11 protein-coding genes and 1 riboswitch are annotated in these 13,375 nt (G+C 70.0%); of the genes, 10 read left to right on the top strand and 1 reads right to left on the bottom strand.

Annotated features, from left to right (window positions below; all coding sequences use genetic code 11):
* The first annotated feature begins 508 nt into the window (after positions 1-508).
* Complete coding sequence (locus ACE3OU_RS01340) at positions 509-985, top strand: hypothetical protein (protein WP_374239728.1); 477 nt, start codon at positions 509-511, stop codon at positions 983-985.
* Between the two features lie 1,002 nt (positions 986-1,987).
* Here the strand turns inward: ACE3OU_RS01340 and ACE3OU_RS01345 are convergent.
* Positions 1,988-2,884 carry a GNAT family N-acetyltransferase gene (locus tag ACE3OU_RS01345; RefSeq protein ID WP_374239729.1) on the bottom strand — a complete coding sequence of 299 codons (897 nt, stop codon included), beginning with the start codon at positions 2,882-2,884 and terminating at the stop codon, positions 1,988-1,990.
* A 268-nt stretch (positions 2,885-3,152) separates the two neighbouring features.
* On the opposite strand from ACE3OU_RS01345, the gene ACE3OU_RS01350 reads away from it, so the two are divergent.
* The 9 genes from ACE3OU_RS01350 (at position 3,153) to ACE3OU_RS01390 (ending at position 13,375) form a co-directional block, all read left to right on the top strand.
* The gene (locus ACE3OU_RS01350; protein ID WP_374239730.1) at positions 3,153-4,394 is read left to right on the top strand and encodes an Eco57I restriction-modification methylase domain-containing protein; all 1,242 of its coding nucleotides are present in this window, start codon (positions 3,153-3,155) and stop codon (positions 4,392-4,394) included.
* A 147-nt stretch (positions 4,395-4,541) separates the two neighbouring features.
* Positions 4,542-5,834 carry a glutamate--cysteine ligase gene (gshA, locus tag ACE3OU_RS01355; protein WP_374239731.1) on the top strand — a complete coding sequence of 431 codons (1,293 nt, stop codon included), beginning with the start codon at positions 4,542-4,544 and terminating at the stop codon, positions 5,832-5,834.
* Between the two features lie 14 nt (positions 5,835-5,848).
* Entirely contained in the window at positions 5,849-6,790 is a 942-nt protein-coding gene (gene gshB / locus ACE3OU_RS01360) for a glutathione synthase (protein ID WP_374239732.1), read from the top strand.
* Positions 6,781-7,839, top strand: a complete 1,059-nt coding sequence (locus ACE3OU_RS01365) for an FAD:protein FMN transferase (RefSeq protein ID WP_374239733.1) — start codon at positions 6,781-6,783, stop codon at positions 7,837-7,839. The genes gshB and ACE3OU_RS01365 overlap by 10 nt, the downstream gene beginning before the upstream one ends.
* 24 nt (positions 7,840-7,863) lie before the next feature.
* Positions 7,864-9,507, top strand: coding sequence for a sulfatase-like hydrolase/transferase (locus ACE3OU_RS01370; protein WP_374239734.1), 1,644 nt, complete (start codon positions 7,864-7,866; stop codon positions 9,505-9,507).
* A gap of 72 nt (positions 9,508-9,579) precedes the next feature.
* Positions 9,580-9,963 (top strand): PTS sugar transporter subunit IIA, encoded by a 384-nt coding sequence (locus tag ACE3OU_RS01375; RefSeq protein WP_374239827.1) that lies wholly within the window; start codon positions 9,580-9,582, stop codon positions 9,961-9,963.
* 44 nt (positions 9,964-10,007) lie between these two features.
* A complete protein-coding gene (locus tag ACE3OU_RS01380; protein WP_374239735.1) occupies positions 10,008-10,277 on the top strand; it encodes an HPr family phosphocarrier protein in 270 nt (89 codons plus the stop codon).
* A gap of 63 nt (positions 10,278-10,340) precedes the next feature.
* Complete coding sequence (gene ptsP, locus ACE3OU_RS01385; RefSeq protein ID WP_374239736.1) at positions 10,341-12,062, top strand: phosphoenolpyruvate--protein phosphotransferase; 1,722 nt, start codon at positions 10,341-10,343, stop codon at positions 12,060-12,062.
* A 45-nt stretch (positions 12,063-12,107) separates the two neighbouring features.
* Positions 12,108-12,187, top strand: a riboswitch (SAM riboswitch).
* 45 nt (positions 12,188-12,232) lie between these two features.
* Positions 12,233-13,375, top strand: coding sequence for a homoserine O-acetyltransferase (locus ACE3OU_RS01390; protein WP_374239737.1), 1,143 nt, complete (start codon positions 12,233-12,235; stop codon positions 13,373-13,375).

Raw genomic sequence — 13,375 nt, forward strand, 5'->3', positions numbered from 1 at the left:
AGAAGAAATATCGCGCAATGCAAGATAACAACGCCGGTAAAGCAGCAGCCGGCATGGTGTGTGGTCTGATCGATTCCGGACACAGGCGTTTAGCATACCCTCCCGCCGCAATGACCGCTATCCGGATCGATTGATGACCGGCCGGTTGTGGCCGTACCCAGACCTCCAGTATCAACCCATACTGCATGGCAAGGCAATTGTGCGTCGCAACACCTCCAGTCATCAACGCAGTCTGCCCATCCAAAATAAGTCAGCGTCCCCATCCGACAGACGCACTCAGCTGACCCATGCCGTTCACCGGTTGCCCCAGCTGCCCGTCTGCTCCAGCCCCGTACTCCCGACGAGCAGCTTGATTCTGCCGCCTACTGACTCCCACCCCACAGCCCCACTCATGACATCAACACATTGAAAACTTATTTACATATCCATTACAAATTCTCCTACAATCCCCCGGCGCATTCGGGGGCGCGCGAAGGCCCCCGGTTTCAATGATCCGGAGGCTATGCCCATGTCCCAGAACATCGTTTCGATCTCCCTTTCCAACGACGATCTCGCCGCCATCCGCGGCATGCTGGCCGGGCTTGAGGACAAGCTCAGCGCGATGGTCGAGCTGACGGCGGCGCAGCGGCTGGAGCTGGTGAAAATGGGGCCGACGTCGGAAGCCTTCGTGCGCCAGAGCCTCGCGACGCTGGAGCAGGACCCGGACATCCTGCCGCGCAGCTTCGACCTCGAAGAGATGCAGCGCGACCTGAAGGCCCTCGATGATCTGCGGCCGATCTTCAGCCGGTTGCGTCAGCTCGGCGGCCGGGCGGCGGACACCGAGCGGGCGCTGGGCAGCGACCTGTACAGCGCGGCACTGGCGGCCTACCGCTTCGCCAAGGCCGCCGATGGCAGCGCGGTGGCCGACGCGCTGCGGGAGCACGGCGCCGAGCGCTTTGCCAGCACCGGCAAGCGCAGCCCGGCCCCCGAAGACACCCCGAACTGACACCACAGCCTGCACCACTCGCCCGGGCCTGCCCCCCGAGCCATCCTTGCGATGGCTCGTCGCATTTTCTGGATGGCTTCTCCCATCCCGCCGCAAGGTCCTGCCATCTACGGGATGGGACGCTCCATTTCCTGCAATACCCCCGCCCATCCTGCAGCTGGCTGCTTCCATCTCCGACACGGACGCGCCCATCCGGCAGATGGCTTCGCGCATCCCGCCGATGGCTCCCTCCATCCTCGATGGCAGCACAGGCCATCGCCACGACGGGCCATCCCGTCGGCGCGACGGAAGAAGCCATCAAGCTGACGGACACACCCACCGCCGGGATGGAAGAGCCCATCTCCATCGGGCAATCAGCCCGCTGGCCAGACCTGCAGCCCGCAGATGGAAGCCTGCGGTGATCCGGCACAACGAGCAACCGAAGCCACCGCGCAGAACAATGGCGTGTCGTTATTGCACGGGGGATGTCGGGTTACGCCCTGCGGGCTAACCCGACCTACGCAGCCCCCATTACCCACTCCCTGTCCTTCGCCCTTCCGCCGATCACACCCGCACGCCCTGCAACACGCGGAGGTTCCGGAAAGCCCCTTCTGAGCCGCCGAGCAGCGCAGCAGCGGGCGGGGCCTTCCGGCGCAGCTGTCTGAGCCCGCGCAGCGGGCGAGTTCTGCGCCGGCCGCCCGATGCGAGCAGCGCAGGGGTCGCTTCTTTGCCTACTTTCTTGGCGACGCAAGAAAGTAGGCCGCCCGCTGGGCGTAGGCGGGGTTTCGCGAAGCATCGCTTCGCGCCGCCGAAGCCGGCCGGGCGTGCAAACCCGGCCGTGGAACCGCGACCCGGCCAATCCAAGGCCAAATAACGGAAAGCCCCAGGTCTCCATCAGCAAACAGAATGCAGCCAGGCGTGCCCACCCACCCGTGGAACCGGGCACCGGCCTCACCAGGGTGGAGGGCAGCGGGGGCGCCGCACACAGACGACGCCCCCGCTGCCCGCCCCGGTGGAGCGCCCTCACGCCACCAGCTCGCGCACCTCGTCGGGCACCACCGGCTGGGCGCCGGGGCTGCGGGGGGTGGCGTAGAGCCAGCCGTACAGCTTGAGCAGCAGGCGGTGGCGCAGGGTGCGGCGCAGGCACAGCACGGTGGCGCCGCGCAGGGCGCCGTTGGCGAACTGGCGCTTGACCTCGCATTCGCCGGGGCGGAAGTCGAGGTAGCGCAGGCCGGGCTCGGCGAAGACGCGGCGGATCGCCTGCAGGTGCAGCACGGTGCCGGCCGACCACTGGCGAAAGTCGTCGTGTTCGACGGAGCACAGGTAGTGCAGCACCTCGCCCTGGGCCTCCAGGGCCAGGGCGGCCACCGGCTCGCCGTCGGCGAAGAGGGCGAACGCGCGAAGCGTGCCGCGCTGGGCCGTGGCCTTGAGGGCCACCGGCTCCACCGGGCGGCCGATGGGCGTGCCGTGGCCGCGCAGCCGGGCGAGGTGGCCGGCAAACTCGTCCACCTGGGCCGGCTCGCGGTATTCGCGCAGGTCGAGGGCCTGGCCGCAGCGTTCGAGCAGGCGGGCCTCGTCGCGGGCGTAGGATTCGCGGGTCTTGGCCGAGTAGCGCCCCTCCAGGAAGTCTTCGTAGCGCCCGGTCCACGCCAGGTAGTGCCACACGTCGCGGCTCAGCACGAAGGCCACGCTGTCGTCGCGCAGGCTGCGGGTGCGCCAGCCCGGATCGACCACGCAGCGCAGCAGCAGGCCGTCGGCGCCGGCGGGCACCGGCAGGGTGGCCAGCGCCTGGGCGGCCTCGCCGGCCAGCACGTCGGGGAGCGCCGCCTCATGCACGGCCAGGCGCAGGCGGGCGGAGAACAGGCGCTTGCCGCGCCAGATGATGGGAAGATGGACGATCCTGTCGGGGAGCTGATTCATGCTGCACTTTCACGAGTTTCATGCTTGCTCGGCAAAACCCGCGCCCGTTCTGGGCTGGCGGCCCATGGCCCGGCGGATCCGAACAACTTTTTAACAAACACGGATAGTACAGAAGCATCGGTCGTCAGATATCGCGGCAACCAAATTATTTTTCGGGGCGTTAAATTCTTGGCAGCCCAGGCCGCCCGGCGCTGCCCAGGCCGGGCGCGGCTGGTGAACCGTGCCCACTTCCGGCACAATGACCGGGCTTCCGTACCACCCCGAACCCATGCCGTCCTCCCTCGCTCCGCCCCCCGCGCCCCTGCCCCTGGAATCCCTCGGCCAGGTGTTCACCCCGGAACCCGTCGTGCGCTGCATGCTGAACCTGCGCCACAACACCGGCCGGGCGCTGGAGCCGTCCTGCGGCGACGGCGCCTTCCTGGGGCGGCTGCACCACGTGGTCGGCATCGAGCTCGACCCGCGCCAGTGCCCCCCTGACGCGCTGCAGATGGATTTCTTCGCCTACCCCGAGAGCGAGAAGTTCGACACCGTGATCGGCAACCCCCCCTACGTGCGCTACCAGGACATCAGCCCGGCCACCCGCAGGCTGCTGCGCCAGGACGGTTTCGACGAGCGCAGCAACCTCTACCTGTTCTTCATCGAGAAGTGCGTGCGCCACCTGCTGCCGGGGGGCGAGCTGATCTTCATCACCCCACGGGACTTCCTCAAGGCCACCAGCGCCCGCCGGCTCAATCGCTGGCTGCACGAGCGGGGCACCATCACCCACGCCATCGACCTGGGCGACGCCCGGGTGTTTCCCGACGCGCTGCCCAACTGCCTGATCTGGCGCTACGAGCTGGACAACCTGAGCCACAACACGTCCTGGGCCCGCATCGGCCAGGGCGACGACCTGGCCCGCAGCCTGGCGCACCCGGTCTGGCAGCTGCGCCACTTCGCCGAATGCGCCGGCCACCTGCTGTTCTCACGCCACGAATACGCCATCAGCCTGCAGGCGGTGGCCAGCGTCAAGGTGGGCGCGGTGTCCGGCGCCGACGCCCTCTACGCCAGCGAGGACGCCGGCACCCTCGACTTCGTCACCTCATCCACCGGGCGCAGCGGGCGCACCCGCCGCATGATCTGGTGCGAACCCGGCGAGGGCCCGCCGGCGGCGCTGCTGCCCCACCGCGAGCGGCTGCTGGCGCGCCGCATCCGGCGCTTCGACGAAACCAACTGGTGGCACTGGGGGCGCGGCTTTCCGCGCAGTGAGGCGCCGCGCATCTACGTAAACAGCAAGACGCGCCGGCCGCAGCCCTTCTTCACCCACCCGTGCGTCAACTTCGACGGCGCGGTGCTGGGGATCTTCCCCCACCGCCAGGACATCGACCTCGCCGCCTTCTGCGCGGCCCTCAACGCCGTCGACTGGGCCGACCTGGGCTTCGTGTGCGACGGGCGCTTCCTGTTCAGCCAGCGCAGCCTCGAGAACGCGCCGCTGCCCGAGCACTTCCGCCAGTTCCTGCCCGACCCCGCCTGAAGCCCCGCCGGATGAGCCGGACCGGGGCCCGGCAGGTGGATGGTGTAAGATCGTGCGAACCAACACGGGCCGCGCAGGCCACCGACGTGCTCCCCGACGTCGCTGGCCCGACGCCCAGCCCACCTGAGAACAGTCCGCGAGGTTTCCATGGTCCCCCATCTCACCACCGCGCTCACCGGCCCCCTGCTGGAGCTCGAAAAGCACTTCCTCGACAATGCCACCGCCATCGAACACTGGATGCGCAGCCAGTGGCAGGAGCACACGCCGCCCTTCTACGGCTCGACGGATCTGCGCAACTCCGGCTTCAAGCTCGCCCCGGTCGACCTGAACCTCTTCCCCGGCGGCTTCAACAACCTCAACGACGCCTTCCTGCCCCTCTGCGTGCAGGCCGCCCAGGCCGCCGTGGAGCGCATCTGCGTCGGCGCCCGCTCGATCCTGCTGGTGCCCGAGAACCACACCCGCAACCAGTTCTACCTGCAGAACGTGGCCAAGCTGGTGTCGATCCTGCGCTTCACCGGCCTCGAGGTGCGCCTCGGCACCCTGCTGCCCGAGATCACCGAGCCCACCGTGGTCGAGCTCACCAACGGCGCCACCCTCACGCTGGAGCCCCTGGAGCGCCACGGCAGCCGCCTCGGCGTCAAGGATTTCGACCCCTGCGCGGTGCTGCTCAACAACGACCTCTCCGCCGGCACCCCGGCGCTGCTGCAAGATCTGCACGACCAGTGGGTGATCCCGCCGGTGCACGCCGGCTGGCACACCCGCCGCAAGTCCAACCACGCCGCCGCCTACGACCGCGTCACCCGCGACTTCTGCGCCGCCATCGGCATCGACCCGTGGCGCATCAACCCGGCCTACGACACCTGCAGCGGCCTCGACTTCCACGCCCGCACCGGCGAGCAGGAGCTGGCCGACAAGGTCGCCGCCATGCTCGACGGCATCCGCGCCAAGTACAAGGAGTACGGCGTCAGCGACGAGCCCTTCGTGGTGGTCAAGGCCGACGCCGGCACCTACGGCATGGGCGTCATGACGGTCAAGGACGCCGCCGAGCTGATCGGCCTCAACCGCAAGCAGCGCAACAAGATGAGCGTCGTCAAGGAGGGCCTGGAGGTGCACGACGTGATCATCCAGGAGGGCGTGCACACCTTCGAGACCCTCAACGGCGCGGTGGCCGAGCCGGTGGTGTACATGATGGACCACTACGTGGTGGGCGGCTTCTACCGGGTGCACACCCAGCGCGGCCGCGACGAGAACCTCAACGCCCCGGGCATGCACTTCGAGCCGCTGGCCTTCGAGGCCCCGTGCAGCCTGCCCGACAGCAACCAGGAGCCCGACGCCGCCCCCAACCGCTTCTACGCCTACGGCGTGGTGGCGCGCCTGGCGCTGCTGGCCGCCTCGGTCGAGATCGAGGAAACCGCGCCGGCCGTCGCCACCGAAGCCTGAACCGGGAGCCCGCCATGAAATTCGCCTTCATCCTCGACCCCCTCGAGCAGCTCAAGGCCTACAAGGATTCGAGCATCGCCATGATGCGGGCCGCCGCCCGCCGCGGCCACGAGGTCTTCGCGATCCAGCGCGAGGCGCTGATCTGGGAGGCCGGCACCGTGTCGGCCCGCTGCCACGCGCTGACGGTGTCCGACTTCGACCACGCCTGGTACATCCCCGGCCCCGAGCAGACCCTGCCCCTCACCGCCTTCGACGCGGTGCTGATGCGCCAGGACCCGCCCTTCGACTTCGAGTACGTCACCGCCACCTGGCTGCTGGAGCGCGCCATGCAGGCCGGCGCGCGCATCTTCAACCACCCGGACGCCATCCGCGACCACTCCGAGAAGCTCGCCATCACCGAGTTCCCGCAGTTCACGCCGCCGACCCGGGTGGCCCGCCAGGCGGCCGACATCAACGCCTTCATCGACGCCCACGGCGACACCATCCTCAAGCCCCTCGACGGCATGGGCGGCAGCCAGATCTTCCGGGTGCGGGCCGACGACCCCAACCGCAACGTCATCATCGAGACCCTCACCCACGACGAGACCCGCACCGTGATGGCCCAGGCCTACCTGCCGGCGATCAGCGCGGGCGACAAGCGGGTGTTGATCATCGGCGGGCAGGTGATCCCCTACTCGCTGGCGCGCATCCCGATGGCCGGCGAGACCCGCGGCAACCTGGCTGCCGGCGGCCGCGGCGTGGCAATGCCCCTCACCGACGGCGAGCGGGCCATCGCCGAATACCTGGCCCCGATCCTGTGGGAGCGCGGGCTGCTCATCGTCGGCCTCGACCTGATCGGCGACCGGCTCACCGAGATCAACGTCACCAGCCCCACCTGCATGGTCGAGATCACCAGCCAGACCGGCTTCGACGTGCCCGGCGCGGTGATCGACGCGCTGGAGCAGGTTTGCGCCTGAAGCGTGCCGGCGGCCTGCGGGCAGCCGGCCTGATCTTCCTGCTCGCCACGCTGCTGCTGGCCGGCTGCGCCCGCGAGCGCCTGCACCAGCAGGAGTCCTACGTTTTCGGCACCCGGGTCGAGCTGCTCACCTGGGACGCCTCCGAAGACAAGGCCCGCGCCGCGATGGCCGAGGTGCTGCGCGAGTTCGACCGCCTGCACCGGGCCTACCACGCCTGGGAGCCCTCCGAGCTCACCGCCCTCAACACCGCCATCGCCGCCGGTCAGTCGGAGATCTCCGTCTCGCCCGAGCTCGCCGCGATGCTCGCCGACGCCAAGCGGCTCGCCGCCACCGGCGACGAGCTGTTCAACCCGGCCCTCGGCCAGCTGATCGCCCTGTGGGGCTTCCACACCGACAGCTTCACCCCCCACCGCCCCGACCCGGCCCGGCTGGCGGCCCTCGTCGCGGCGCGGCCGCAGATGGCCGACCTCACCATCGCCGGCAACACCGTGACCAGCCGCAACCCGGCGGTGCAGCTCGACCTCGGGGGCTACGGCAAGGGCTACGCGCTGGATCGCGCCGCCGCCATCCTCAAGGCCCATGGCGTCGGCAACGCCCTCATCAACATCGGCGGCAACGTGCTGGCCCTGGGCAGCAAGGGCGACCTGCCCTGGCGGGTCGGCATCCAGAACCCCCGCAAGCCCCAGCCCCTGGCCAGCCTGCCCCTGCGCGACGGCGAGGCGATCGGCACCTCGGGCGACTACCAGCGCTTCTTCGAGATGGACGGCGAACGCTACTGCCACCTCCTCGACCCCCGCAGCGGCCGCCCGGCCCGCGGCACCCAGGCCGTCACCGTGCTGATCACCCCGCGCCCCGGCGCCGGCACCCTGTCGGATGCCGCCAGCAAGCCGGTCTACCTGGGCGGCGAGGGCTGGCGCGACTACGCCCGCCGCTTCGGCATCGACCACACGCTGCGCGTCGACGCCGACGGCCGCCTCCAGGTCACCCGCGCCCTCCACGACCGCCTGCAGTACGGCGAAGGCGTGGCCCCGGCGCAGATCGTGGACTGAGCCTCCCCACGCCAGGCGGACCGGATGGCCCATCGCCCGCCCGGCCTTCGCGCCCCCTCCACCCGCGCCACCGGCACGCCGGCCTGGCGCGTGCGCCTGGTGATCCTCGCCGCGGCCCTGGCCCCCCTCTCCATCTGGCCGCTGGCCACCGGCCGCCTCGCCCGCCCGCTGGAAACCGCCGCCTGGGCCCTGCTGTGCGGGCTGCTGGCCGCCTCGGCGCCGGGCCACTGGGCGCGCCTCGGCGCCTACGCCCAGGCCCTGCTGCTGCCGCTGACCCTGGTGTGGATCGGCGCCGTCGCCGGCACCGGGATGGGGCCCTCCCTGAACACCCTCGGCTCGGTCGCCGCGGGCGCCTACCGGGAGGTCTGGAACGGCGTGGTGCTGGCCTTCGGCGCGCCGGGCTTCGCCCCCGCCGCCGCCGCTACGCTGCTGCTCACCGTGTGGGCGACACGCCTCGCCCACCGCCACCGCTGGCAGGCCGGCGGCCCGTCCGGCCTGCTGTTCCTGCTCCTGCTGCTGCCCGCCTCGGCGACCGTGCTGGACGCGGCCGGCTTGCACACCTTCGCGCGGCTGGCCGGCCCCGAGGCGCGGATGGCGGTACCCTGGCTGTCCCACCTGGAGATGATGAAGGCCGGCCTCGAAGGGCTGGTCATGCCCAGCGCTGAGGCTTACGACGGCGGGCAGGCGGAGACGCGCTCGGCGCGGGGCGTGCGGCCGGCCTTCCAGACCGAGGCGGGGGTCGCCCTCCTCATCGTCGGTGAGTCCCTGCGCGCCGACGCGCTGCTCACCCCGGGCCGCGGCGAAGGCTCGACGGAACTCCAGCGGCGCCTCGCCGACGGCCTCGGCGTGCGCCTGCCGGACGCCTGCGCCGGCGGCAACGGCACCTTCGTCGCGGTGCCGAAGCTCCTCACCGCCGCACCGGGCGAGGCGCCCCCCTCGGACACCCGCCGGCCCAGCCTGCTGGCCCTGGCCCACGCGGGCGGCGCACGAACCGCCTACATCAACAACCACGAGACCTGGGTTCTCCCCGAGGCAGGGCACGACCTGGTCCAGAAGATTTCGTCCACCGGAGCCCACCCCCTCGACGAAGTAGCCGTGGAGGCTGCAGAAGACTTCATCCGGCGCGAGGCGGCCGCCGCCAGCGTGGCGGTGGTGCTGCACCTGTACGGCCAGCACTTCTTCTACGAAGACCGCTACCCCGGCGACCTGTTCGGGGCAGAACCCGCGGACGGCTCCCCCGAAGCCCTCGAGGCGCTGCGCTACCAGCGCGCCGCCGAATACGGCGCCCATGTGCTGGCCCGGGCGGCCCGGATGCTCGACAGCCTGCCGGTGCCCGCCTACCTGGTGTTCACCAGCGATCACGGCGAGAACCTGCTCTCCGACGGCACCGGCAAACACTTCCACGCCGGCCCGGTGAACGGCCGGCACGACACCCTGGTCCCGGCCCTTGTGTTGTGGAACCGCGCCTTCGCCCGCTCCGGCCGGCCGCAGCGGCTCCAGCCGTTGCTGGCGGCCGCGCAGATCAGCCACCGGGACGTCGCCCTTGCCTGGCTCGCCCTGCTCGGTGCGCCGCACCCCCTCGCGCCGCCCCTCGATCCGATGACCTGGGGCACGACAGGCCCCGGCCAGGCAGCCGGCCCGCTGCGCTGCGCCGACCTGCCGCCCTGAACCGCCCGGGCCTGGGCGCGGCCCGGAAGAAGCCGGCTTGCCGGCCCGCCCCCTTGGGATAGAATGATCCCAATGATCGGCATCCTCATCATCACCCATGGCACCCTGGGCGAAGCGCTCGTCCAGTGTCTCGGTCATGTCATGAACCGCCGCCCGCCCCAGCTGATGCAGCTCGGCATCTCGGGCCAGGACGACCCGCTCGACGTGCTGCCCCTCGCCCGGCGGCTGGTCGAGCTGGTGGACAGTGGCGACGGGGTGCTGATCCTCACCGACATCCTCGGCGCCACCCCCGCCAACACGGCCGCCAGGCTCCTCGAGCCCGGCCGTGTCGAGGGCATCGCCGGGGTCAATGTGCCCATGCTGCTGCGCGCGCTCACCTACCGCGGGCAGGGCATGGAGGTGCTGCTCAAGAAAACCGTGGCCGGCGCCTGCGAGGGCGTCGTCCGCATGAAATAAACCACAACACACACCACACCACCGAGGACGACAGGAAAACCACCATGCCCCGCCAGGAAGCCGCCATCGTCAACAAGCTGGGCCTGCACGCCCGCGCCTCCGCCAAACTCACCCAGACCGCCAGCGCCTTCGGCTGCGACGTGTGGCTGGAGCGCAACGGCAAGCGCGTCAACGCCAAGAGCATCATGGGCGTGATGATGCTCGCCGCCGCCAAGGGCAGCACCATCGTCATCGACACCGAGGGCAGCGACGCCGACGCCGCGATGGCCGCCCTCCAGGCCCTGATCGCCGACAAGTTCGGCGAAGGAGAGTAAGGCCGGGCAGCGGGTGCCCCGACGCCTCACCCCTTCCACCAACTCCTCACCGCCCCTCAAGCCATGAGCTTCACCGTCCACGGTCTCGCCGTCTCCCAGGGCATCGCCATCGGCCACGCCCACCTGGTGTCCCACGCGCTGCTCGAAGTCGCCCACTTCACGGTGGCGCCCAAGCACGTCGAGGCCGAGGTGGCCCGGCTCCACACCGCCGTCGCCCGGGTCAAGGCCGACCTGGCGGGCCTCAAGGCCTCCTCCGGCTCGGGCGCGGCGCCCTCCGAGGTGGATGCCTTCGTCGGCATGCACATCATGTTCCTCGAAGACCCGATGCTGGTCGGTGCCGCCGAGACCCTCATCCGCACCCGCCGCGCCAACGCCGAGTGGGCGCTGGTGCAGCAGATGGAGCTGCTGGTCGAGCAGTTCGAGGCCATCGAGGACGCCTACCTGCGCGAGCGCAAGGCCGACGTGGTGCAGGTGGTCGAGCGGGTCGTCAAGGTGCTGCTCGGCCATCCGGGCCACCTGCCGCCCAAGCGCAAGGACGGGCTGGGCACCATCATCGTCGCCCACGACCTCTCCCCCACCGACACCATAGGCTTCAAGGACCACGCGGTGGCCGGCTTCATCACCGACGTGGGCGGCCCCACCGGCCACACCGCCATCGTCGCCCGCAGCCTGTCGATCCCCGCCGTGGTGGCGCTGCGCCACATCCGCCACGTGGTCAAGGACGACGAGCTGCTGATCATCGACGGCACCCGCGGCGTCGTCATCGTCGACCCGGACGAGCGGGTGCTCGAGGAATACCGCCTGCGCAAGGCCGCCGTCGAGCTCGAACGCTCGCGCCTCAAGCGCCTCAAGTCGATGCCCGCGGCCACCCTCGACGGCGAGCCGGTGCAGCTCCTCGCCAACATCGAGCTACCCCCCGACGCCAGCCAGGCGAAGAGCGTCGAGGCCGACGGCGTCGGCCTGTTCCGCACCGAGTTCCTGTTCATGAGCCGCGACACCTGGCCCAACGAGGACGAGCAGTTCGAGGCCTACAAGGCGGTCCTCAAGACGATGGCCGGCAAGCCCGTCACGGTGCGCACCCTCGACATCGGCGCCGACAAGGAGCTCGAGGGCGCCACCCGTCAGGAGGACAACCCGGCCCTCGGCCTGCGGGCGATCCGCTTCTGCCTGGCCGAGCCCAAGATGTTCCTCACCCAGCTGCGCGCGCTCCTGCGGGCCAGCCAGTTCGGCAAGCTGAAGATCCTGATCCCGATGCTGGCGAGCAGCCACGAGATCGACCAGACCCTGGTCCTCCTCGACAAGGCCAAGGCCCAGCTGCGCGAGCGCAAGATCAAGTTCGACGAGGCGGTCGAGGTCGGCGGCATGATCGAGGTGCCCGCCGCCGCGCTGTGCCTGGGCGCCTTCACCCGCAAGCTGCAGTTCCTGTCCATCGGCACCAACGACCTGATCCAGTACACCCTCGCCATCGACCGGGGCAACGAGGCGGTCGCCCACCTCTACAACCCGCTCCACCCGGCGGTGCTCAAGCTGATCCACCTGACCATCCAGACCGGCACCAAGGCCGGCATCCCGGTGTCGGTGTGCGGCGAGATGGCCGGCGACCCGGAATGCACGCGCCTCCTCATCGGCATGGGGCTGCGCCAGTTCTCGATGCACCCAGCGCAGATCCTCGAGGTCAAGCAGGGCATCCTGCGCGCCGACGCCGCCGACCTGACCACCAAGGTGCAGCGCCTGCTCAAGCTCGACGAACCCGACCGGGTCCGCGAGGCCGTGGAAAAACTCTAGCGCCGCGGCGGGGCCGGTTTGACTTGCCCCGAGCCGCGCGCTAATCTTTGCCTCAGCGCCGATTTGAACCCTTCAGCTTGCGGGCGCTTAAAAAATGCGGCTAAAGCGACGGCAGCCCAGTTCGCGACCGTTCGCCGACTGGGTTTTTTCGTTTTTGGGACGAAACACGAATGCACGCACACGCACAATGCGCCGCCGAATCCGTCGGGGTGGTCGAGCCCCGGCGGGCCCACTTCGACGAACCGCTCGCTCTCAAGAGCGGCGGCATCCTGCCGGCCTACGACCTGGTCTATGAAACCTACGGCACCCTCAACGCCGCGCGCAGCAACGCGGTGCTGGTGTGCCACGCCCTGTCCGGCTCCCACCACGTGGCCGGTACCTACGCGGGCAAGAAGAACTCCGAAGGCTGGTGGGACAACCTGGTCGGCCCCGGCAAGCCCCTCGACACCCGCAAGTTCTTCGTCATCGGCGTGAACAACCTGGGCGGCTGCTACGGCAGCACCGGGCCCAACAGCATCAACCCGGCCACCGGCAAGCCGTGGGGCGCCGACTTCCCCTTCGTCACCGTCGAAGACTGGGTGGACGCCCAGGCGCGCCTGGCCGACCGGCTCGGCATCGAGCGCTTCGCGGCGGTGGTGGGCGGCAGCCTCGGCGGCATGCAGGCCCTGTCGTGGACCCTGCAATATCCCGACCGGGTCGCCCACGCGCTGGTGATCGCCTCGGCGCCCAAGCTCACGGCCCAGAACATCGCCTTCAACGAGGTCGCCCGCCAGGCCATCCTGAAAGACCCCGAGTTCCACGGCGGCCACTACTACGAGCACGGCGTGGTGCCCACCCGCGGCCTCGCGCTGGCGCGCATGGTGGGGCACATCACCTACCTGTCCGACGACTCGATGGACCAGAAATTCGGCCGCAGCCTGCGCCACGACAAGCCGGTGTTCAGCTACGACGTGGAGTTCGAGATCGAGTCCTACCTGCGCTACCAGGGCGACAAGTTTGCCGGCTTCTTCGACGCCAACACCTACCTGCTCACCACCAAGGCCCTCGACTACTACGACCCGGCCTTCGACTACGACGGCGACCTGGTGGCCGCATTGGGCCGCGCCAAGGCCGACTACCTGGTGGTGTCCTTCACCACCGACTGGCGCTTCGCCCCGTCGCGCAGCCGCGAGATCGTGTATGCGCTGATGCACAGCGACCGCCGGGTGAGCTACGCCGAGATCGACTGCCCCGCCGGCCACGACTCCTTCCTTCTCGACGACCCCCAGTACCACGCGGTGCTGCGGGCCTACATCGACAACATCGAGGTCTGA

The sequence above is a fragment of the Zoogloea sp. genome, from assembly GCF_041908905.1.
In the GTDB taxonomy this organism is placed as follows: domain Bacteria; phylum Pseudomonadota; class Gammaproteobacteria; order Burkholderiales; family Rhodocyclaceae; genus Zoogloea.